The sequence below is a fragment of the Rhodococcus sp. BP-261 genome, assembly GCF_019835205.1.
In the GTDB taxonomy this organism is placed as follows: domain Bacteria; phylum Actinomycetota; class Actinomycetes; order Mycobacteriales; family Mycobacteriaceae; genus Rhodococcoides; species Rhodococcoides kyotonensis_B.
Genome location: NZ_JABUCO010000018.1, coordinates 1 through 20,907, shown reverse-complemented (window position 1 = coordinate 20,907; position 20,907 = coordinate 1). Strand labels below are relative to the sequence as shown.

Sequence of the window (20,907 nt, the reverse complement as noted above, 5' to 3'; positions counted from 1 at the left end):
GGGCGTCTGCTCCGGTAGCCTCTGCTGCTATGTCGCGCGACTTCGAGTTCACGGTCTCGTCGGAACACTCTCCCGAGGAGGTCTACGAGGCTCTGAACAGCGAAGAGCAGTGGCTCGCCCGGTTCGAGAGGGCGCAGAAGACCGACGGGTACGAGCTGACCAGACACGATCACGGCGGTCTGACCGTCGACATCACCGACGAGGTCGGCACGTCGGAGCTACCCGGGTTCGTCAAGAAGGTCGTCCGAGGTCGGTTGCTCGTCACTCGAACCGATTCGTGGGGCCCGTTCGACGGCGACCGCGCCGACGGCACCCTGGCCGGGGGCGCGACGGCCATCCCCGCGTCGGTGAACGGGACCATGTCACTGCGCCCGGACGGCACCGGCTCGATCATCACGGTCAAGGGCACGTCGACCGTCAAGATTCCGCTCATCGGCGGCAAGATCGAGTCGCTCATCAACGACATGGTCCGAGACATGGTCGAGCAGGAAACCCAGGAGACACACGACTGGGCGGCCGAGCGAGAACAGCAGGAAGGCCAGGACTGATCGGGCCGGCAGCGGACGCGCTGCCGGCCCGATCGTCGAACTACGCGTCGTGCACGATCACGCCGCGGATGTTCTTGCCGTCGCGCAGGTCCTGGTATCCCTGGTTGACGTCCTCGAGGCTGTACTTGCTGGTGATGAGCTCGTCCAGTTTCAACTGACCCGCGTCGTAGAGACGCAGCAGCCGGACGATGTCGTACTGCGGGTTCATCGATCCGAACAGCGTTCCCTTGATGGTCTTCTGATTCAGCGTCAGATCGGTGCCGGACACGTGCACCGTCAGCTTCGTCGGATCCGCCAACCCGGTGATGACGACGGTTCCGCCCTTGCCGATCGCTGCGGTGGCTGCGCTGACGACGTCTTCGTCGACGGTTCCGACGAGGATCAGCGCGGCGTCGGCTCCCTGCCCCCACGTCAGCTCGTTCAGTTTCTCGGCGGCGCTCTCGGCGTCGGCGAAGGCATGCGTCGCACCGAACTTCAGCGCGGTCTCGCGCTTGAGCGCAACCGGGTCGACGACCACGACGTACTTGCATCCCGCCGCGACCGCGCCCTGCACCGCGTTGATGCCGAGGCCGCCGATTCCGTAGATGATCGCGGTGTCGCCGGCTCGGAGGTTGCCCGCGTTGACGGCGGTTCCCCATCCCGACGGCACTCCGCATCCGACGAGCACGGCAGTCTCGAGCGGCAGCCAGTCGTCGACCTTGACCACGGAGTGCTGCGAGATCGTCGCCCGCTCGGCGAACGTGCCCAGCATGCACATCGCGCCGAAATCCGTTCCCTTGGAATGGAATCGGAACGAACCGTCGGGCATCGAACCCTCGAGAATGGTGGCGCCCATGTCGCACAGGTTCTGTCGACCCGTCGCGCAATAGCGACACGTCCCGCAGTTGGGGATGAAACTGCAGACGACGTGATCCCCCGGCTTGACCTTGGTCACGCCCGGGCCGACTTCTTCGATGATGCCCGATCCCTCGTGGCCGCCCACGATCGGGAAGCGTGGAGGCAGATCACCGTCGGTCAGGTGCAGATCCGAATGACACAGCCCCGCTGCCGTGTACTTGATCAACACCTCACCGGGACCGGGTCCGTCGAGTTCGAGCTCCATCAGTTCGAACGGCTTGCCTGCTTCGAGAAGTACTGCTGCTGTGGTCTTCATGTTCTTGTCCCGTCGGTCGAAGTGAAATTCAGAGGGCGATGTTCACTGCTTTGGTCTGGGTGTACAGATCGATGGCCGACGCGCCGAGCTCGCGACCCCAACCGGACTGCTTGAATCCGCCGAACGGCATGGCGGTGTCGAAGCCGTTGTACTGGTTGATCCAGACCGAGCCGGCCTTGAGCCGCTTGGCCGTCCTGTGCGCTTTCGAGATGTCGCGCGTCCAGATGCCTGCGGCCAGGCCGTAGATCGAATCGTTGGCCGCGGCGATGGGGCCGTCGTCGGCCGAGAACGGAAGTGCCGCAACGACGGGGCCGAAGATCTCCTCCTGCACGATCGAGTACGACGGATCGACGTCGACGAACACGGTCGGCTCGACGAAGTATCCCTTGTCGCCCCAACGCTTTCCACCGGTCAGCGCGCGTGCGCCGTCGGCGATGCCCGCATGGAGGTAGCCGGTCACCTTGTCGAACTGCTCCTGCGAGATCAACGGGCCGAGCTGGGTGGTGGGGTCGAGGCCGGGTCCGATCTTGACCTGGCTCGCCGCGTGCGCGACCGCCTCGGTGAACTTCTCGAAGATCGAGTCCTCGACGTAGAGGCGTGTGCCCGCAACGCAGCACTGTCCGTGGTTGAACAGCCACGCGTTCAGCGAACCTTCCACTGCCGCATCGAAATCCGCGTCCGCGTACACGATGTTCGGGCTCTTCCCACCGAGTTCGAGCGTCACCTTCTTCAGATTGCCCTTGGCCGCGTCGACGATCTTCTTGCCGACCTCGGTCGACCCCGTGAACGCCACCTTGTCGACGTCCTCGTGCCCGGACAGTGCCGCTCCCGCGTCACCGAAACCGGTCACGACGTTGACGACTCCCGGTGGGAAGCCCGCTTCCTCGAAGACCTCGGCCAGCAGCAGAGCCGTCAGCGGTGTCTGCTCGGCCGGCTTCAGGACGACGGTGTTGCCCGCGGCCAATGCCGGTGCCAGCTTCCACGAGGCCATCAGGATCGGGAAGTTCCACGGGATGATCAGGCCGCACACTCCGATCGCCTCGCGCAGTGTGTAGGCGTGGAATTCACCGCCCGGCGCGAAGGGCATCGAGACGTTGACCGTGCTGCCCTCGATCTTCGTCGCCCAGCCCGCGTAATAGCGGAAAACGTCTGCAGCCCAGGCGACGTCGACAGCACTGGCGATGACGGCGGACTTTCCGTTGTCCAGCGCTTCCAGCTGCCCGAACTCGTCGGCGCGTTCGCTGAGGATGTCGCCGACACGCCAGATGAGTCGTTCGCGTTCGTTGGCTTTCATGCGCGACCACGGCCCGTCCTCGAACGCCCGACGCGCTGCCCGCACCGCGCGGTCGACGTCCTCGGCCTCACCGTGGGCGACGTCGGTCAACTTCTCTCCGTCGGCGGGGTTGTACGTCGCGAACGTCCGACCGGACGCCGCGTCGACGAACTGTCCGTCGATGTACAGCTTCTTCGGTCCTGCCAGGAAGTGTCGTGCCTCGCTCGGGATGGGGTGGTCTGCAACGGCCGTCATCGAACGCTCCTTCATATGGTCGATCACTCATGTGATGCAGGCCATATTTCCGTCGTGTGAGGCGATGTAACTGTTCGATCTTCGAACACACGACACGGGCCGTCCGTCAGCAGGTCACGTCGAGCGCGCGCATCCGCGCGTAGAGGGTGCTGCGACTGATGCCGAGCTGCATGCTGGCGTGAGACTTGTTGCCGCCGCACGTTTTCAGAGCGTCGATGATCGCCGTCCGTTCGGCTTGCTCTCGACCGCCGAGTCGTGACGCGCGCGTACTCGACCGATAATCCTCGGGCAGATCGGCGACGTCGATGCGGTCCGACGACCGGGCGTCGGCCGCGCTGGTCAGCACCACCTTCAGTTCGGCGAAGTTGCCCGGCCAGTGCGCCGACGCGAGTGCGTCGAGTGCGCTGGGCGCCAACCGAACTCCGGGTGCCACGTCGTCGAGAATCGTTCGAGCGAGTTCGGCCATCTCGGGTCGACGCTCACGCAGCGGAGTGAGATGCAGCCTGCTCGGACACCGACTGACGAGCGCGGCCGTCGCCGTCGGCAGGTGCGACATGGGTGCGCCGGTCAGCACGACGCGGTGCCCGTCGCGCGGGGTCGACACGAGGTCGGTGAGGATCGGCAGCAGCGTTTCCGGCACCAGTTCGACGTTCTCGACGACGATGACCCCCGGTTCGCGTCCGGCGTCGACGAGCCTGCGCGTCCAGTCGTCGACACCGTCGAAGGCGATCGACGTCGCGTTGTGCCAAGTCACCGGGCCGTCGCCTGCGACCTCCGCCGCGGCGGTGGTCCGACCCGACCCCGGCTCACCGCTGATCGACAGCGCACCGGCGTCGGTGCGGGCGAGTCGGACGTCGTGTTCGTAGCGCTGTCGACGCGACGAGTGCTCGCTGCGTCGGATCGGTGATCGCTTCTTGTCGGCGAACACGGTGAACAGGGCACCGCCGTCGGCCCCTGCCACACGGTCGGCCTTGACCTTCGCCCGTATTCCCGACGCGAGGTCGACGGCGACGACGCGGCTGCCGTCGGCACCCAGATCCAACGCGAGCTCACGCAAGGTGGCGTGATCCTCGGTGTCGAGCACGTCCATCGCGGTTCGGTTGGTCAGCAGGAAGTCGTCGCTGATGGCTGCCACCGCGACGTGTTTGTGGTGCGAGATGCGCTGAAAGGCGTCGACGAGCCGTCGTTCGGACGCTTTCGAGCCCTCGAGCAACCGTGCCTCGATGTCCGACGCGGCTCTCGCCAGGAACGGGGCGAACAGCGGATTGGCGTGTGCTCCAACGCCGGTCATGTCCAGAATGCCTTCGACGCGCCCCGTGACCGGATGGATCACCGGGTGTCCGTAGCAGCTGAGACCCTTGAAGCTCTCCAGAAAGTGTTCGTCGCCGTGGATGACCATGCTTCGCCCGGTCTCGAGTGGCGTGCCGACCGCGTTGGTCCCGGCCGAGTCCTCGCCCAGCAGCGCGCCGTCGAACACTCCGAGACGCTCGACGGCACGGCGGATCGTCCCGTCGGCGTACACGGAGGCGACGACGCGGCAGTCGCGGTCGGCCAGCAGCACGCAGAACCCGGTGCCCGCGATCTGTTGACCGACTTGTTCGAGCACCGGCGCGGCGGCGCGCAGCAGCCTGCTGTCGATCTCGACCTGGACATCGACGGCGACCGTCGCCGACGGGTCGACACCGCTGAGAAGCGACCGCTTCCACGACAGTGCGATCTCGGGACGGACCGGGTGCTGTTCGATAGTGACGATCGTGGCACCTCCGACGTTCCTACTGTGTTCCAGATCATAGTCTCGCGTCGGAGTGACCCGGAACTGTTCGGAATTCGTACAGCTAGAGGCGCGCCCTGATCCCCGCGTGCAGTTCGCGCAGGCCGGAGCGTTCGGTCGTCACTTCGAGCACCCTGATCTGATCCGCGTTGTCCTGGAGGGCGGTGGCGAGCTGGGCTGTGTCCACACTCCTGTGCTCGATCCGATACGCCGCGCACAGTGCCGCGAGATCCATGCCGTGCGGCGTGCCGAACACGCGCTCGAATGCGCCCGCGTACTGCGGATCGCCCTGCTCGAGCAGTTCGAAGATGCCGCCGCCGTCGTCGTTGGCCACGACGATCGTCAGATCCTTCGGCCGCGGCTCGCCGGACCCGATCAGCAGGCCCGACGCGTCGTGCAGGAACGTCAGGTCGCCGAGCAGCGCGATCGTGCGCCCACCCCGGGACAACGCCGCGCCGACGGCCGTCGACACGGTTCCGTCGATGCCCGCGACGCCGCGGTTGGACAGCACACGCACGCCGGGCGCGGGATAGCTGACCAGGGCGGCGTCGCGCACGGGGTTGGAGGCGCCGAGCAGCAGTTGGTCGCCGTCACGCAAGGACGACATGACCGTCGCAGCCACGTGCAGACCCGTCGGCTTCGGGTGCGACGCGAGCTGGTCGCGGACCGCGAGATCGGCCTTGGCCGACAGCGTCCGGCAGCGTTCGATCCACGCGTCCCGCGGGGAGCCCGACACGACCGCACGCGTGCCCGTCGCGAGGACGTTGCCGGAGACGTCGGGCCAGCGCGGACCCGTCGTCAGAGCGAAGACGTCGACAGCCGGATCCGCGAGGAGGGCCGACACCGGTCGGTGCAGCGTCGGACGTCCGGTAATGATCGCCTGCCGCGGCTTCAGCTGCGCCAGAGCCATCGGGTGCAGCGGGAGACCGTGCAGCGGCGCGGTCGGCTCGGCGACGGTCGGCAGACCTGCGAGCTCGGGGCGCAGCGCCGCACCGTGACCGGAGACGACGATCGTGTCGACCGACAGATCGATGTCGACGGGAACGTCGAGGGTCGCCTGCTGCGTCGTCGTCCATGCTGCGCCGCCGTCGCGACCTTCGGGCGCGGGTGTGGGGTCGGCGAGATCCGGCACGAGCGGCTCACGCAGCGGGATGTCGAAATGCACCGGGCCTGCGTTCCCGGATCGCGTGCCGCGGGCTGCGGCGAGGACGCGGCACACCGCGCTACGCCACTGGCTGTTCTGGCCTGCGTCGTCCTCGGCGAGGCCGAGGCTGATCGTCGCGCGCACCTGGCTGCCGAACAGACCGAGCTGCTCGATGGTCTGGTTCGCGCCGGTCCCGAGCATCTCGTAAGGCCGGTTCGCGCTCAGCACGATCAGCGGGACGCGCGCGTAGTTGGCTTCGAGGACCGCGGGACCGAGATTCGCGACGGCCGTGCCCGACGTCATGACGACCGGAACCGGACGGCCACTGCCCATGATCAGGCCGATCGCGAGGAAGCCCGCGGTCCGCTCGTCGATGCGCATGTGCAGACTCAGACGGCCCTCGGCGTCGGCTTCCTGCAGCGCGAACGCCAGCGGCGCGTTCCGGGAGCCTGGGCACAACACGACGTCGCGGACGCCGCCGCGCACGAGTTCGTCGACGACGGCGGCAGCCTGAGCAGTGGATGGGTTCACTACTTCAGATTGTCAGATTCTCGGGTGGAGGCGTCGGTCGGCCCGAGTGCATGGTCTTTGACAGGATGGATCGGTGCGAACAGTCTTCGATGCGGCCGAGTTGCCGTCACGCGCCTTCTATCCCCTGCTCACGGCGTCCGTCGTGCCGCGTCCCATCGCGTGGGTGTCGACGGTGTCGGCCGACGGCGTGGCCAATCTCGCGCCCTACAGCTTCTTCTCGGTGTCGTCGGCGAACCCGCCTGTCGTGCAATTCACGTCCGTCGGCCGCAAGGACAGCCTGCGGAACATCGAGGCGACGGGCGAGTTCGTGATCAACCTGGCCACCGAGCCGTTGCTCGAACAGGTCAACGCGTCGTCCGCCGGCTACGACCACGGTGTCAGTGAGCTGGACGAGCTCGGCATCGCGAGCGAACCGAGCGAGAGAGTCAAGGCGCCTCGCGTCGCGGCATCACCGATCGCGATCGAGGCGACGCTTCACCGCGTCGTCGAGGTCGGTAACTCGTTCGTCGTGATGGGCGACGTCGTCGCGGTGGCCGTCCGTCCCGAGTTCCTCGCTGCCGACGGGCTGCCGTCGTTCGAGGCGATCGCTCCGCTGAGCCGACTCGGGCGTACCGAGTGGGGACTGCCGCCCGCGGTGACGTCGATCGAGCGTCCCGGCACCCCTTCCTGACGCGCAGGCCGACGCTCGGTTTTACAGTTCATTCATGCACGAAGCTCGACACGGCCACACCGTCGTCCCCGACATCGTCGACGTCGACGGCAGATCGTTCGCCACTCTCCGGGCCCGACCGGTTCCGCGCGAGGAGCGCTATCGTCTCGGAAAGAGCCTGCGGGACAGGGTGTCTCGTGAGTCGATGGGCGACTGGACACCGCCCGCGAACCGACTCGATCCGATCCGTCAGATCGAGTTCTCGCACGACGGGCGCATCGACTGGCTGATCCCTGTCCGCGTCGAGCGGATGGTCGAATCGCCGTACGGGTTCCTGCGTGGAACCGCGATCGTCATGGCACGCGACGTCGCGATGTTGCCGTCGACGGGGATAACGCCCGTCGTCAGCGGTGACTCGCACCTCGGTAACTTCGGCTTCTACGCCTCCCCCGAACGCGATCTGGTCATCGACCTCAACGACTTCGACGAGGCCCACCCCGGCGCGTGGGAATGGGATCTACGACGCCTCGCCGCCAGCATCTGGGTGGCGGGCCGGCAGAACGGACGCACCGAGCAGCAGTGCGAGGAAGCCGTCGTCGCGTGTGTTCGGGCGTATCGCATCGAGGTGTCGCGTCTGGCGGACGAGCCGCTGATGTCGCGCTCGTTCCAGCGTCTGACCGCCGACAAGCTCGAGGCCGACGCCACCGAGGGTTCGCTGCGCAAGGAGATCAAACGGGCGACCAAGAAGGCCAGGCGACGCACGAGCGACCGCGTGCTGCCGCAGTTCACCGAGGAGCACGAGGGCAAGCGGCGGCTCGTCGAGGAGCCGCCGATCACCACGCGCATCTCGGCGCGCGACGAGGAGCTGCTCGCCGAAGGACTCGACGAGTATCTGACGACGCTGTCTCCGCACTGGCGGCGAGTGCTCGGCGGATACACGTTGATCGACGTCGCGCATCGGGTCGTGGGCGTCGGCAGTGTCGGGCTGCGCGCCTACGTCGCACTGCTGGAGGGATCGAGTCCCGACGACGTCGTGTTCCTGCAGCTCAAGCAGGCCAGGCGTTCGGTGCTGGCGCCGTACGTGCACGGTGAGTCGGCGTGGCACGCGCATCAGGGACAACGCGTCGTCGAGTACCAGCAAGATCTGCAGACGGTGAGCGACCCTCTGCTGGGGTGGACGACGATCGACGGGCGTCAGTACTACGTGCGGCAGTTCAGGAACATGAAGGGCACGATCGACCTCGGATCGATCGATGCGCCTGCGCTCGTGGACTATGCGGGCGTCGTCGGCCGGCTGTTGGCGAAGGGACACGCCCGCACGAGTGGGGCGTCGATGATCGCGGGTTACCTGGGCACGTCCGATGCGGTGGACGTCGCGTTGAGCAGGTTCGCACGGTTGTACGCGGATCAGACCGAGGCCGATCACGCGTTGCTGGTCGAGGCTGTGCGGGCGGGCCGCTTCGCGACCCACGTGCACGGAAATACATAGCCGCCACGTGCACGGAAATACATAGCGGGCTATGCATTTCCGTGCACGTGCGCCGAAGGCGCCTATCCGGCGTACTTGGTGACCAGTGCGCCCAGACGCGGGAGCGCCTCGGCGACGTTCTTCTGCGCCGAACCGCGCAGGCTGCCGTAGAACTTCTTCACGACGCCCTTGTCGGTCTCCTCGATGCGCGAGTCGGTGACCGACAGCAGCGCGTTCGAGACCTGGTCGGAGTTCGCGACGAGGTAGTCGGCGAACGTTCCTGCCGGCGCAGCGTTGTAGGACTGCCAGAACGGCTCGAGCTGCGTGACGAAGTCGGGCCACAGCGCTTCCACGGCCCGCTCGATGTACGACGGTCCGACCTTCTTGACGGCACCGTAGCCGCCCTTGACGGCGAGGCCGCTTGCGCCCTTCTTGTCCGACACCTCGGCGTCGATCAGTTCGATGACGTCGGCGAGCAGCACGTCGCGCTTCGACTCGTCGAGCAACGATTCCTTCAGAGCAGCAACCACTTCGACTTTCCTCCCGGGTATTTACAGGTCAGTACGTAACCGCCGGAAGATTACCGCAGGTGCGTGTAGGTCCGCCGAAGTCGCTGGTGCCACCACCTGGTTCGCTCGTCGGACGCGGCGAGTGCGCGCAACCGTTCGGGGGCGGGTTCGACGGGTCCGGCCGGGAGGGTTCCGTCGACCAGTTCGGCCCCGTCCGCGACGTCCGTTTCCAGCAGGCTTCCGGTGCCGAGTCCACACGCGAACTCGAGCCGTGGAATCGCCGACGCGGCCGCGAGTCCCGACGCCATCCCGACGGCCGAATCGAGTGCGCTGGAGACGACGACGGGCACGCCGTATTCGCCGAGTTCACCGGCCAGCTCGAGCAGCGCTCGCATACCGCCCAGCGGGGCGACCTTGAGCACAGCGACGTCCGCTCCCCCGGCCCGCACGACGCGCAGCGGGTCCTCGGCGCGCCTGATGCTCTCGTCGGCGGCGATGCGCACTCCGGGCAGCCTCCTGCGGACCTCGACGAGCTCGGGAACCGTCGCGCAGGGTTGTTCGGCGTATTCGAGGTCTCCGTCCTCGGTCAGCAACGTGAGGGCTTCGACTGCCTGGTCGACGGTCCATCCGCCGTTGGCGTCGACGCGCACCCGCGGGATCTCGGCGCGCACTGCCCGGACGCGTTCGACGTCGTCGGCCAGCGTCTGTCCTTTTTCTGCGACCTTCACCTTCGCGGTGTCGACGCCGGGGTACCGCGCGAGAATGCCGGGTACGTCGGCCGCGGAGACGGCAGGCACGGTCGCGTTCACGCGCACTCGTGCGCGATAGGGCTCGGGCGGTCCGTCCCATGCAGCTTCGATCGCCGAACGCAGCCACGGCGCCGACTCCTGGTCGTCGTACTCGACGAACGGCGAGAACTCGCCCCACCCGCCCGGCCCGCGAATCAGCATGACCTCGCGTGTGGTGATGCCGCGAAACTTCGTCCGCATCGGCAACGAGAGAACAGCCGACTCGGCGAGCAGTTCGTCGATGGACGGGATCACGGTTGGCCCTTCAACAGCTGGACCATGAGAGCCTCGCAGTCGGCGAGGACCGTGCCCTCGCGGTCTTTCAGCACCGCGCTGATGAACGTCTTGCGACCTTCCACCTTGTCGACGCTGCCCTCGACGACGAGCTCGGTGTCGAGCGGCGTGATCTTTCTGTAGTTGATGTGCAGGTACGCAGTACGGCTGATCGGGCGGCCGTACGCATGCTGGATCATGCCGAACAGGTCGTCGAACAGCAGCGGGAGCGTCCCGCCGTGCGCAGCGCCGTTGCCGCCGAGGTGATAGCGCCGGAACATGCCACGGCTACGGACACCTTCGGCGTCGAACTTCTCGACGGTCCACGGCAGCATCAGCAGCGAGCCGCGTCCCGGCAGCGACAGGACGCGGCCTGCAGGCTGCTCGCCCTCCGGAACGGTGAACGGCTTCAACAGGTCGATCAGAGCTTCGACGCGTTCGGCGGCGTCCTCGGTCACCTCGGGCGTCGGCGCCGTGCTGACCGCCAGGTCCTGCAGCGTCCTGAGGGCGTCGACGAGTCTGCCGTACTCGGGCCCGACCTCTGCGGGGGTGTACCGAGGGAATCCGCCGTGGTGCTCGTAGTCGTTTTTACCTGCACTATCCGTCACCGCCTCACCGTATCTCTCCTCGAATCGCACAATTGTCAGGCGTACCGGTTCCGACGTCGGCAGGTGGCTCTATCGTGAACTGGGTGACCTTCAACCCTGCTCTGTGGCAACCCGTTCCCGGCTTCGAGGATCTCACCGACATCACGTACCACCGTCATGTCACCGACGACACGGTGCGCGTGGCGTTCGATCGGCCCGAGGTCAGGAACGCTTTTCGCCCGCACACCGTCGACGAGCTGTACCGGACGCTCGAGCACGCGCGCGTCAGCTCCGACGTCGGCACCGTGCTGCTCACCGGTAACGGTCCCGCACCCAAGGACGGCGTGTGGTCGTTCTGCTCGGGCGGGGATCAGCGCATCCGTGGACGCAGCGGCTACCAGTACGCGGAAGGCGACACTGCAGACACCGTCGACAAAGCACGGGCGGGCCGACTGCACATCCTCGAGGTCCAGCGCCTGATCCGATTCATGCCCAAGGTCGTCATCTGTCTCGTCAACGGGTGGGCCGCGGGCGGCGGACACAGCCTCCACGTCGTGTGCGATCTGACCCTCGCGAGCCGGGAACACGCGCGGTTCAAGCAGACCGACGCCGACGTCGGCAGCTTCGACGGCGGTTACGGCAGTGCGTATCTCGCGAAGATGGTGGGCCAGAAGTTCGCTCGCGAGATATTCTTCCTCGGCGAGGTGTACACGGCCGAGGAGATGCACACCATGGGCGCCGTCAACCGCGTCGTCGATCACGACGAACTCGAGAACGTGGCCATCGATTGGGCGAAGAAGATCAACTCGAAGTCGCCGCAGGCTCAGCGAATGCTCAAGTACGCGTTCAATCTTCAGGACGACGGGCTGGTCGGACAGCAGTTGTTCGCCGGTGAGGCGACGCGCCTGGCGTACATGACGGACGAAGCCGTCGAAGGCCGTGACTCGTTCCTGCAGAAGCGCGACCCGGACTGGTCGCCGTTCCCGCGCTACTTCTGAGCCCGGGCGCCGCATTGTCCCTCTCTCGTGACCCCCTCACACGCCGTCGGAGCGAACGCCCCGGCGGCGCGTGGGAGTCCGTGGTGGAGTGGTTCGTTCAGTCTCACGACTACGAATGGATGACCGAGTTCCAGAACACGCATCCGTCGGGGCGGATCGTCCGGGCCATCGTCGCGCTGTCGATGCTCAACATCAGCCTGATGGCGTTTCTCAGCTTGTTCGCCGAGGGCGGGCCGACGGGCACCGCCGCAACGGTGCTGACGCTGACACTGAGCACCGCCAACATCGTCATCGCCGCGATGTGGCTGCTGCTTCCGTTCCCCGGCAAGAAAGGCGTCGTCGCGTTCGCGCTGTACGCGGACCTCGGCGTCGCCGCCGAGCTCAGTGTCTTCGATTGGCACAACGCGTTGTTGGGGTGCGTCCTGTTCTCCGTCATCGGCGCGTTCGTGACGTTCTTCCTCAGCCCGCGCTGGGTCGTCGCGCACCTGGTGTTCGCGTCGGTGACGACGCTGACGTTCGCGACGGCGCTCTGGCTCCGCGGCGACGTCGATCCGATCACGCTGCTCGTGCAGACCAACGTCGTCCTTCTCGGCATCATGAGCGTGCCCGTCACGTCGCACATCTTCTTGACGACGTTGTCCGCCGACGCCCGCAGTTCGGTCCTCGACCCGCTGACCGGACTGCTCAACCGTCGCGGCCTCGACAACGGACTCGCGGTTCTGTGGGAGCAGGGACGACAGGAAGGTCGGTGCGCGGCGATCATCGTCGTCGACATCGACAGGTTCAAGTCCGTGAACGACGTCTACGGGCACGACGAGGGCGACGCCGTGATCTGCCGCGTCGCCGAACGCCTCACCGCGCACGTCGCGCGCTACGGCATTCTGGGACGCACCGGCGGTGAGGAGTATCTGGCGGCGGTCGTCACCTCCCGGTTGCACATCGACGCGCTGATCCACGGAATTCGGCGCGCGCTGCACGGCGAGAACGACGCGGTTCCGGTGACGGTCAGCGTGGGGGCCGCGATCCTGTACGCCGATTCCGACCTGTGGATCAACGGCGCGGACACCGTCGAAACCGCGTCGCGCGTGGCGGATTCGATGATGTACAAGGCGAAGGCCGCAGGCGGAAACCGCGTGGCGACGCAGTTGATCTGACCTGTGCACGCATCGGTTCACCGCGTGATGTCCGAATCCTGTGGTATCGATGTGTCGTGGAGATACTGAGCGGTCGAACCATCCTGCGTCCCGCCGACTACGACCGCACGCTCGCGTTCTACCGCGACGACCTCGGACTCGCCGTGCACCGCGAGTACGGCGCGGGGACGGTCTTCTTCGCGGGCCAGAGCCTCATCGAGGTCGCGGCCCACGGCGGTTCGTCGACGCCGAGCACGTTCGACGGTGCCCTGTGGCTCCAGGTTCGTGACATCGAGGCCGCGGCCGCCGAGCTGCGCGAGCGTGGCGTCGCGGTCGACCGGGATCCGAAGCAGGAATCGTGGGGTCTGATCGAGATGTGGCTGCGCGATCCCGACGGCGTTCCGATCGTTCTCGTCGAGATCCCGTCGGATCATCCGTTGCGACGCGACGTGCGCGGCGACTGACTACAGATTCAGCGAGCGCCGCACCGCGCTCGCCGACAGCGGCCTGGACCACAGAAAGCCTTGCGCCAGAGTGCATCCGAGGTCGAGCGCGATGTCTGCCTGCTCCCGCGTCTCGACGCCTTCGATGATCATCGACATCTCGAGATCCTGCGCGACGACCGACAACGCGCGCAGCAGCGCGCGGCCACGCTCGGTGTCGACGAACTTGGTGAGCTGGCCGTCGATCTTGATGCCGTCGGGCTCGAGCGTCACCAGGCGTTCGAGCGAGGACCATCCCGATCCGAAGTCGTCGAGCAGCACACGGAACCCGAGGGCATGCACGTCCTCGATGTGCCGGCGAATCAACGGGCCGTCGCTGACCGACGTCGTTTCCGTCAGCTCCAACGAGATCATGGACGGCGACACCGACGACGTGGCGACCGAGCTCTGCAGTTGCGCGACCGCGTCGGGGTGCTTGAGATGACGACCGGACAGGTTGACGCTCAGCCGCAGGTCGGGGCGCACGGTATGCCACTTCTCGGCTTCGTTCACCGCCTGCCGCATCACGGCGAGGTCGACGTCGATGATCAGCTCGGTGGATTCGGCGAACGGCACGAAGTCCGCAGGGGCGACGAGCCCTTTCGTGGGGTGATGCCAGCGCGCCAACGCCTCGAACCCCACGGTCTTCTCGGTGCGCATGTCGACGATGGGCTGGAACCACGGCACCATCTGTCCGGCGTCCAGCGCTCCGGTCAGGTCGTGGTCGTTGTCGAGTCGCGTCGGGCTCGATCCGACGCGTCGGTGCAGGTCGAGCTGTTCTTCGAGGATCGACGCGAACTGCTCCAGTTCCTGGAACTGCCCGTCGCTGAAGTCGCGCGGCATTCGGTCGAGCAGACACAGCGTTCCGATCACCAGGCCTTCGCGACCACGCAGCGGCACCGACGCGTATGCGGCGACGCCGACCTCGTCGAGGATGCCTCGCTGGCGAACCGTCGCGTCGATGCGGTTGCGCGCGACGACGGCCGGCTTCTCGGAGCGGACGACGTCGTCGCACAGGGTCGTCGACCGATCGACGGTCGACACGGGAGGGCCACCGATGTTCACGAGGGTGTACTGAGTGTTCTCGTCGAGAACGTTCAGCTGCGCGATCGCGAATCCGACGCTGCGCGCAGCCAGTTCCACGGTCGACCGCAGGGCGAGCGTCGTCGCTTCGAGGTCGAGGTATCGACGTGCCGAGTCGCTCTGACGTCGCGCCTGCGACCGTCGGTTCGGTTCGACGGCATCGTGTTCCACTGCGCCTCCCGATGACGGTCCCACCCGTCGGATGGGACAGGCAGCTGTCAGCTTAGCGGCGGCCTCCGATCAGAGAGCGGGAAGCCGAGTATGGAGGAGTCGGTGTCGGAGCACGGCCGCAGCCAGCCGCATCGCGTCCGACGACGGGGTGTCCGTCTCACGCGGCGACCCGAGCGTGACGAGGTCGACGAGGACGGCGTCGGCGTCCGGATCGGGATCGGTGGTCCATCCCTCCGCCCGCAGCAGTGCGGTGGTCAACATGGTGGTGCCGTGGGGCCACTGCCCACGGGCGACCTCGGCCACCATCACCTCGGCGGCTATGGCGTCGGGGTGGTAGTCGGTACCGATCAATCGACTGACGACGGTGGCCCACATCCGATCGGCGCTGATGCCGCGGGCACGCGTCGTCGGCACGAGCCGACGATGGTGTTTGCGGACGAGTCCGAGCCGCTGCAACAGGCGTCCGGACACATCCGACAGGTCGGCGTCGACGTCGACACCCTCCCCGACCTGAGCGAGCAGGCCTTCGAGCCGTCGGACACATCCGTAGGCAGGCTCACCGGCGTCGTGCAGCGGCTGGGCGAGATCCCGATACAGCTCGGCGCGCGGCGGACTGTATCGAGTCCAGAGCTCGAGACGGTGATCGAGCAGTTGCTCGAGGAGAACACCACCCGCACGCTCGGACCGCAGTACCGAGTCGGTGACGCCGCGCCGACGCGAGGCGAGGGTGGTGTCACGCAGAGGCGCGCCGCCGAGTCGCTTCGGGGCGAATTCGCCTGCGATCGTTGCGACTTCGAGCGTTTCGCCGATCAGGTCGACCATCGCCCGCTCGGGGCCGACGGGCGTTTCCTGCCACGTGACGAGTTCGGTGTTCTCCGCACCGATACCCGACCGCGCCACGGCGTCGGACAAGAGTTGCTGCCACGTTTCGTCGTCGGCATGCAGCAGTGTTCGGGTGCTCTCGCCGCGCGCGATGTCGGCGTAGCGGGCGTGACCGAGTCGATCGAGCAGGTCGGCGAGCGCCTGTGCGATCTCCCAGGCACGACCCGCGTCGTCGACCAGAACCCGCAGATGCAGCCACAGGAACGACTGCACCGAACTCTGCGTCGGACCTGCGGCGGGCGAGACGAGACGCAGGCCCTCCCAGCCGGTTCGAGCGTCGGCAGCCGTCGCGGGATCCACCGAATCCAGGTACGACAACGCGGCCGCGACGGCCTCGTCCACACCGTGCCCGCCGCTGGGTAACCCACCGCTGGGAGCGTCGTCGAAATCCATGCTTTCCACTGTTCCACAGCGGTCCCACAGTGTCGCTCGAGCCGACGCTCGTAGCCGAGTGATGGGGGTCGCACGCAAATCGGACATATAAGGCAAAAGAGTGAACGGAAGGTGAACGGGAGGGGTCCTGCAGAAACCCGAAAAGAACACTTCGAACGAAATTATCGTTTTCGGCGGGACCGGCCCCACAATTTTCTCGTGAGCGCAGAATTCCTCGTCCTTCTGGTGGTCGTCGTGACGGCTCTGGCCTTCGACTTCACCAACGGTTTCCACGACACCGCCAACGCCATGGCGACGTCGATCGCAACCGGGGCACTGAAGCCCAAGGTTGCGGTCACCCTGTCCGCCGTCCTGAATCTGGTCGGCGCTTTTCTTTCCGTAGAGGTCGCAGCCACGGTCGCGAAGGGCATCGTGAATCTGGGCGACACCGGAGGTCAGGCACTGCTGACCATCATCTTCGCCGGACTCGTCGGCGGCATTCTGTGGAACCTCGCGACCTGGCTGCTGGGCATTCCGTCCAGTTCGTCGCACGCTCTCTTCGGTGGACTGATCGGCGCCACCATCGCCGGCCTCGGCACCTCGGGTGTCGTCTGGGACGGCGTGTGGAGCAAGATCGTCCTCCCCGCAGTGCTCGCACCCGTCGTCGCAGGCCTCGTCGCCACCGTCGGTACGTGGGTCATCTACCGCATCACCAACGCCGTCCCCGAGAAGTCGAAGGAACGCGGATTCCGCTGGGGCCAGATCGGGTCGGCGTCGCTGGTCTCGCTCGCTCACGGCACCAACGACGCGCAGAAGACGATGGGCGTCATCTTCTTGGCCCTCGTCGCGTACGGCACCGTCACCCCCGACTCGGAGATGCCTCTCTGGGTGAAGGTCACCTGTGCTCTCGCGATCGCACTCGGCACCTACCTCGGTGGTTGGCGCGTCATCCGCACCCTCGGAAAGGGTCTCGTCGAGATCGCGTCGCCGCAGGGTATGGCAGCCGAATCCTCCTCGGCCGCGATCATTCTCACGTCGAGCCACCTCGGACTCCCGTTGTCGACGACGCAGGTCGCGACCGGCTCGATCCTCGGATCGGGACTCGGCAAGCCGGGCGCGGCAGTGCGCTGGGGCGTCGCCGGACGCATGGCCGTCGCCTGGGTCGTCACTCTGCCGTCGGCCGCCATCGTCGGCGCGATCTGCTGGTTCCTCGCCGACGTCATCGGCGGACTCCCCGGCATCCTCGTCGTCTTCGCGATCCTCGTCGCGCTGGCAGCCTTCATGTACATCCGCTCGCGCCGCCAGCCGATCGACCCGAACAACGTCAACGACGAGTGGGACGGCGGACTGGTTCCGGCCGACGCCAAGACGACCACAACGGTTTAGGACACACACAATGGAAACGCTCAAGCACACGATCGACTCGCTGTGGCAGGTCGTCCTCGTCGGACTTCTCCTCGGTGCGGGTTTGCCGGCCATCTTCGCCGTCGGGCTCAAAGCACTGTCCATCGGTGAAGCGCGCGACGACGGTTCGACGACCGCCACCGCTTCGTCGGGTCTTTCAGCAGGCTCCACCACTGCACGTCCGGTAGTCGCCACCGCGGCAGCAGCTCTCTGCTTCGCCGTCGTGATCGTCGCCATCGTCGCCGGAATTCTCTTCATCATGAAGGACTTCCTGGACAGCACCTTCGGCATCTCCGTCTTCTGATCAGAAGGACACCTTCCATGACCGAGACAAGCACGTTTCCCGGCTCCGTCCTGAACTGGCTTCGCGCCGGCTACCCGGAGGGAGTTCCGCCCAAGGATCGTTTCCCGCTCGTCGCGTTGCTGCGCAAGGCCGAACTGACCGATGCGCAGGTGCACGAGGTCGTTCTGTCCCTCGTCTCCCCCGTCAGCGGAGCGCTTCAGGACGGCGCGATCTCGAACGAGGAGATCAGCACGTACATCCGCGAGCTCGTCGACCACGAGCCCACCGCCGACGACATCACGCGTGTGTCGGCTCGGCTCGCCGCCGGTGGCTGGCCGCTCGCCGATCCCGCGTCGCTGAAGTAGATGGCAGTGCCTCAGTTCTTGGCCTCGATCCTCGGGTGGCTTCGCGTGGGCTATCCGGAGGGTGTGCCCGATTCGGATTACGTGCCGCTGTTCGCGCTCTTGGCACGTCGTCTGTCGGACGACGAGGTCCAGGCGGTGATGGACGCGCTCATCGCCGACGGTCAGATCCCAGCCGACAAGGCGGGCATCGCGGTGACGATCACGAAGGTGACCAACGAGATGCCGCGGGAAGAGGACATCGCCCGCGTCCGTGCCAACCTCGCCAAGGGTGGGTGGCCGCTTGCCGACCCGTTCACGATCGAGCCGCCGGAATAGGCTTGCAATGTGAACTTGCTCGAAGAATTGAAGATTCCCACCGGTGAAGCCGCGGCAGATCTCCTGCCGCGGCTTCGCTCGGTTCTGGACGGCAGCTCCCCTGCGGTCCTGCCCGTCCCCGCGGCCGACGAGCGGGAAACCGCCAGGCTGCGCGACGCCCTCGCGCCGGGCACCGAGATCTACGACGCGGCTGCGTTGGTGGTCGCCACCTCCGGGACGACGGGAACACCGAAGGGCGCGATGCTGTCGGCGTCGGCGCTGCGGGCCAGTGGAACAGCAACGTACGACCGGCTGGGTGGGCCCGGTTCGTGGTTGCTGGCGTTGCCCGCCCATCACATCGCCGGGATGCAGGTGCTGCTGCGTAGCGCTCTCGCCGGAACCGATCCGGTGATTCTCGACGTCGCGGCCGGCTTCGATCCGTCGTTGCTCCCGGGTGCCGTCGCGCGCATGTCCGGGCGTCGATACACGTCGCTGGTGCCGACGCAGTTGGTCAAGGTGCTCGACGATCCCGCGGCTACGGAGGCATTGGCGTCGTTCGACGCCGTCCTGCTCGGAGGTGCGGCCACGCCGGTTCCGTTGCGGGAGAGAGCATGTGCGGCCGGAATACGGTTGGTTCGTACGTACGGCATGAGTGAGACCGCGGGCGGCTGCGTCTACGACGGTGTGCCGCTGGACGGAGTGACCGTTCGCCTCGACGACGGCCGCGTCGTGCTCGGTGGCGCGACCGTGGCACTCGGGTATCGCGGCATGCCGGATCATCCCGCGTTCGCCGAGCCGGGATGGTTCCGCACCGACGACGCCGGCCTCCTGACCGACGGCGTGCTGTCGATCCAGGGCAGGCTCGACGAGGCCATCTCGACCGGCGGTCTGACGGTCGTGCCGCAGGTGGTCGAGGCAGCGCTGGTGACACACCCGTTGGTGCGTGAATGCGCGGTTCTCGGTCTGCCCGACGAGCGGCTGGGCCAGCGCGTCGTGGCTGCGGTCGTCGCGTCCGGGCCGTTGACACTGGAGTCGTTGCGCGAGCACGTGATTCGGACGCTCGATCCGACTGCCGCGCCGCGTGAGCTTTTCCTGGTCGACGCGTTGCCCGTGCGTGGGCCGGGGAAAGTGGACCGCGCGGGTCTGCGGAAACAGCTGCTGGACGACCCTCTCCACCGAGGCGCGTAACGCCGACGCCGCACGGCGACAACGATATTGGCGGGTCGCCGTCTGCTCAGAACGGTGCTGGGTCATCGGCGTCTACCCTTTCTTTTCCGGTGATGTCGACGTTCCAGGGGTCGGTGGGTTCATCGTGGGTGGTTGTCTCGCTGGCCTTCTCGGCCTGGCTGGTCTTTTCTGTCTCGCTGGTTTTGTCGGGCTCGACGGGCGGTGGGGCTGTCGATTTCGGTTCGTGTGATGTCTTTTCGCATGTGGGTCTGCGTTTGCGGGGTATGTGTGGTGTGAGTGTGTGGCCGGTGAGATCGGTTGCGCCGACGCTGTTTCCGGGGAGGGTGACGGCGGTGCTGCCAGAGTTCGATGTCCAGTGTTCTATGGCTCCGGCGAGCGTGGTGGTGTGCCAGGCGCCCATGGTTTTGAGGGAGTGGTGGTAGCGGCACAGGCAGTGCAGGTTGGTCAGGATCGTCCAGCCGCCGCGGGCGGGGTCGTGGTGGAGGTAGGGGATGATGTGGTCGAGTTCGCAGCTGGCTGCGGGGACGTCGCAGCCGGGGAATCGGCAGGTGCGGTCGCGGTGGCGGACCAGGTCGGCGAGCTGTGCGCGGGGCTTGTACTGCAGCGCCCCGGCGGGTGGTTCGATGAATCCGCCGTGACCGTCGGGGTAGAGCGCTTGCGCGACAGCAGGGTTGGCGGCGATCGCTTTCTCGAGGGCGGCGATGAGTGTGTAGGAGCCGCGGTAGGGGCCGGTGTCGTTGGGGACGGTCTGTGCGCGAGCGGCGCCTGCAGCCGGTTTTGGTAGGTTCAGTCCGCGTCGGCGTCGCCCGCGTCCGAGTGGGTGGAACGTCAGATGATCGACGGGTATCGAGCCTCCGGTAGCTGCGGCGGCGTCCCTTTCGGATGCCGCGCACCCGTCATTTGAGGCCGCAGCCGTGTCTTCGGCCGCGTCGCAGTCGTTTTGGTCGCCCTGGTCGTCAGCCGCGTCGCCGTCGTTTTCCTCGACCCGGTCGTCAGCCGCGTCGCCGTCGTTTTCCTCGACCCGGTCGTCAGCCGCGTCGCCGTCGTTTTCCTCGACCCGGTCGTCGGTCTCGGCCGCCGTGTTTTCACTCTGGGCGGTCTCGGCGGTCTTGGCCGCTGTGTTTTCACTCTCGGTGGTCTCGGTCCCCGTGCTCTCGCCGTCGGCCTCGTTTTCGCCGCCTCCGCCGCTGCAGGTCTCGTCGCTAGCCTGACTCTGGTCGCCAGCCTCGCACGCGTCACTGTCGTTGCCCGCATCGCTGACTGCGCTCGCGTCTCTTACTTCGTCGTCGTTGTCGGCCGTGGT

20 protein-coding genes and 1 pseudogene are annotated in these 20,907 nt (G+C 66.8%); 11 read left to right on the top strand and 10 right to left on the bottom strand.

Translation table 11 applies throughout. From position 1 onward, the window contains the following. Window positions 1-29: 29 nt before the first annotated feature. Window positions 30-548 carry a DUF2505 domain-containing protein gene (locus tag HQ354_RS18285; RefSeq protein WP_068429297.1) on the top strand — a complete coding sequence of 173 codons (519 nt, stop codon included), beginning with the start codon at window positions 30-32 and terminating at the stop codon, window positions 546-548. A 40-nt stretch (window positions 549-588) separates the two neighbouring features. On the opposite strand, the gene HQ354_RS18280 is transcribed toward HQ354_RS18285, so the two are convergent. The 4 genes from HQ354_RS18280 to menD form a co-directional block, all read right to left on the bottom strand. Beyond that, the gene (locus tag HQ354_RS18280) at window positions 589-1,701 is read right to left on the bottom strand and encodes an NDMA-dependent alcohol dehydrogenase (RefSeq protein ID WP_068429294.1); all 1,113 of its coding nucleotides are present in this window, start codon (window positions 1,699-1,701) and stop codon (window positions 589-591) included. 28 nt (window positions 1,702-1,729) lie between these two features. Further along, window positions 1,730-3,229, bottom strand: a complete 1,500-nt coding sequence (locus tag HQ354_RS18275) for an aldehyde dehydrogenase family protein (protein WP_068429331.1) — start codon at window positions 3,227-3,229, stop codon at window positions 1,730-1,732. A gap of 106 nt (window positions 3,230-3,335) precedes the next feature. Beyond that, window positions 3,336-4,835 carry a sigma-54-dependent Fis family transcriptional regulator gene (locus HQ354_RS18270; protein WP_254303584.1) on the bottom strand — a complete coding sequence of 500 codons (1,500 nt, stop codon included), beginning with the start codon at window positions 4,833-4,835 and terminating at the stop codon, window positions 3,336-3,338. Window positions 4,836-5,064: 229 nt separating this feature from the next. Next, on the bottom strand, window positions 5,065-6,675 hold the full coding sequence (menD, locus tag HQ354_RS18265; protein WP_222635344.1) for a 2-succinyl-5-enolpyruvyl-6-hydroxy-3-cyclohexene-1-carboxylic-acid synthase: 1,611 nt from the start codon (window positions 6,673-6,675) through the stop codon (window positions 5,065-5,067). Between the two features lie 73 nt (window positions 6,676-6,748). Between menD and HQ354_RS18260 the strand changes: the two genes are divergently transcribed. Both HQ354_RS18260 and HQ354_RS18255 read left to right on the top strand, forming a co-directional pair. After that, window positions 6,749-7,345: a flavin reductase family protein gene (locus tag HQ354_RS18260; RefSeq protein WP_068429284.1), complete on the top strand. Its 597-nt coding sequence runs from the start codon at window positions 6,749-6,751 to the stop codon at window positions 7,343-7,345. A 34-nt stretch (window positions 7,346-7,379) separates the two neighbouring features. After that, window positions 7,380-8,813 (top strand): DUF2252 domain-containing protein, encoded by a 1,434-nt coding sequence (locus HQ354_RS18255; protein WP_222635345.1) that lies wholly within the window; start codon window positions 7,380-7,382, stop codon window positions 8,811-8,813. A 62-nt stretch (window positions 8,814-8,875) separates the two neighbouring features. On the opposite strand, the gene HQ354_RS18250 is transcribed toward HQ354_RS18255, so the two are convergent. The 3 genes from HQ354_RS18250 to HQ354_RS18240 are packed head-to-tail and all read right to left on the bottom strand — an operon-like array spanning window position 8,876 to window position 10,970. Continuing rightward, entirely contained in the window at window positions 8,876-9,322 is a 447-nt protein-coding gene (locus HQ354_RS18250; RefSeq protein WP_068429278.1) for a hypothetical protein, read from the bottom strand. A 50-nt stretch (window positions 9,323-9,372) separates the two neighbouring features. After that, window positions 9,373-10,344 carry an o-succinylbenzoate synthase gene (locus HQ354_RS18245; RefSeq protein ID WP_222635346.1) on the bottom strand — a complete coding sequence of 324 codons (972 nt, stop codon included), beginning with the start codon at window positions 10,342-10,344 and terminating at the stop codon, window positions 9,373-9,375. Then, window positions 10,341-10,970 (bottom strand): PaaI family thioesterase, encoded by a 630-nt coding sequence (locus HQ354_RS18240; RefSeq protein ID WP_167679229.1) that lies wholly within the window; start codon window positions 10,968-10,970, stop codon window positions 10,341-10,343. Before HQ354_RS18240 ends, HQ354_RS18245 begins: the two co-directional genes overlap by 4 nt. An 83-nt stretch (window positions 10,971-11,053) precedes the next feature. Between HQ354_RS18240 and HQ354_RS18235 the strand changes: the two genes are divergently transcribed. The 3 genes from HQ354_RS18235 (at window position 11,054) to HQ354_RS18225 (ending at window position 13,544) form a co-directional block, all read left to right on the top strand. Next, entirely contained in the window at window positions 11,054-11,947 is an 894-nt protein-coding gene (locus tag HQ354_RS18235; RefSeq protein ID WP_167679230.1) for a 1,4-dihydroxy-2-naphthoyl-CoA synthase, read from the top strand. 83 nt (window positions 11,948-12,030) lie between these two features. Continuing rightward, window positions 12,031-13,101: a GGDEF domain-containing protein gene (locus tag HQ354_RS18230; protein ID WP_308115227.1), complete on the top strand. Its 1,071-nt coding sequence runs from the start codon at window positions 12,031-12,033 to the stop codon at window positions 13,099-13,101. Between the two features lie 56 nt (window positions 13,102-13,157). Continuing rightward, window positions 13,158-13,544, top strand: coding sequence for a VOC family protein (locus tag HQ354_RS18225; protein ID WP_068429270.1), 387 nt, complete (start codon window positions 13,158-13,160; stop codon window positions 13,542-13,544). Here HQ354_RS18225 and HQ354_RS18220 read toward each other — a convergent pair whose 3' ends face one another. Together HQ354_RS18220 and HQ354_RS18215 are read right to left on the bottom strand one after the other, a co-directional pair. Continuing rightward, window positions 13,545-14,816 carry an EAL domain-containing protein gene (locus HQ354_RS18220; protein ID WP_167679234.1) on the bottom strand — a complete coding sequence of 424 codons (1,272 nt, stop codon included), beginning with the start codon at window positions 14,814-14,816 and terminating at the stop codon, window positions 13,545-13,547. It lies immediately after the preceding gene. A gap of 69 nt (window positions 14,817-14,885) precedes the next feature. Continuing rightward, window positions 14,886-16,091, bottom strand: coding sequence for a hypothetical protein (locus HQ354_RS18215; RefSeq protein ID WP_167679236.1), 1,206 nt, complete (start codon window positions 16,089-16,091; stop codon window positions 14,886-14,888). A gap of 198 nt (window positions 16,092-16,289) precedes the next feature. Here HQ354_RS18215 and HQ354_RS18210 point away from each other — a divergent pair, with 198 nt between their 5' ends. From HQ354_RS18210 to menE, 5 genes are read left to right on the top strand one after another with little or no spacing between them, the layout of a single operon-like run. Then, on the top strand, window positions 16,290-17,456 hold the full coding sequence (locus tag HQ354_RS18210) for an inorganic phosphate transporter (RefSeq protein ID WP_167679239.1): 1,167 nt from the start codon (window positions 16,290-16,292) through the stop codon (window positions 17,454-17,456). A gap of 10 nt (window positions 17,457-17,466) precedes the next feature. Continuing rightward, window positions 17,467-17,778 carry a hypothetical protein gene (locus HQ354_RS18205; protein WP_167679241.1) on the top strand — a complete coding sequence of 104 codons (312 nt, stop codon included), beginning with the start codon at window positions 17,467-17,469 and terminating at the stop codon, window positions 17,776-17,778. Window positions 17,779-17,795: 17 nt separating this feature from the next. Continuing rightward, complete coding sequence (locus tag HQ354_RS18200; RefSeq protein ID WP_167679243.1) at window positions 17,796-18,122, top strand: DUF3349 domain-containing protein; 327 nt, start codon at window positions 17,796-17,798, stop codon at window positions 18,120-18,122. Further along, window positions 18,123-18,437 (top strand): DUF3349 domain-containing protein, encoded by a 315-nt coding sequence (locus tag HQ354_RS18195; protein WP_114328202.1) that lies wholly within the window; start codon window positions 18,123-18,125, stop codon window positions 18,435-18,437. A gap of 9 nt (window positions 18,438-18,446) precedes the next feature. Next, on the top strand, window positions 18,447-19,604 hold the full coding sequence (gene menE, locus HQ354_RS18190; protein WP_167679245.1) for an o-succinylbenzoate--CoA ligase: 1,158 nt from the start codon (window positions 18,447-18,449) through the stop codon (window positions 19,602-19,604). Between the two features lie 46 nt (window positions 19,605-19,650). Here menE and HQ354_RS18185 read toward each other — a convergent pair. Next, window positions 19,651-20,907, bottom strand: a pseudogene (locus tag HQ354_RS18185) (hypothetical protein); the annotation flags it as partial.

Excerpts from the sequence above, each read along its gene's own strand:
- HQ354_RS18285 (WP_068429297.1), top strand. The coding sequence starts at position 30 with ATGTCGCGCGACTTCGAGTTCACGGTCTCGTCGGAACACTCTCCCGAG.
- HQ354_RS18280 (WP_068429294.1), bottom strand. The coding sequence starts at position 1,701 with ATGAAGACCACAGCAGCAGTACTTCTCGAAGCAGGCAAGCCGTTCGAA.
- HQ354_RS18275 (WP_068429331.1), bottom strand. The coding sequence starts at position 3,229 with ATGACGGCCGTTGCAGACCACCCCATCCCGAGCGAGGCACGACACTTC.
- HQ354_RS18255 (WP_222635345.1), top strand. The coding sequence starts at position 7,380 with ATGCACGAAGCTCGACACGGCCACACCGTCGTCCCCGACATCGTCGAC.
- HQ354_RS18215 (WP_167679236.1), bottom strand. The coding sequence starts at position 16,091 with ATGGATTTCGACGACGCTCCCAGCGGTGGGTTACCCAGCGGCGGGCAC.
- HQ354_RS18205 (WP_167679241.1), top strand. The coding sequence starts at position 17,467 with ATGGAAACGCTCAAGCACACGATCGACTCGCTGTGGCAGGTCGTCCTC.
- HQ354_RS18200 (WP_167679243.1), top strand. The coding sequence starts at position 17,796 with ATGACCGAGACAAGCACGTTTCCCGGCTCCGTCCTGAACTGGCTTCGC.
- HQ354_RS18195 (WP_114328202.1), top strand. The coding sequence starts at position 18,123 with ATGGCAGTGCCTCAGTTCTTGGCCTCGATCCTCGGGTGGCTTCGCGTG.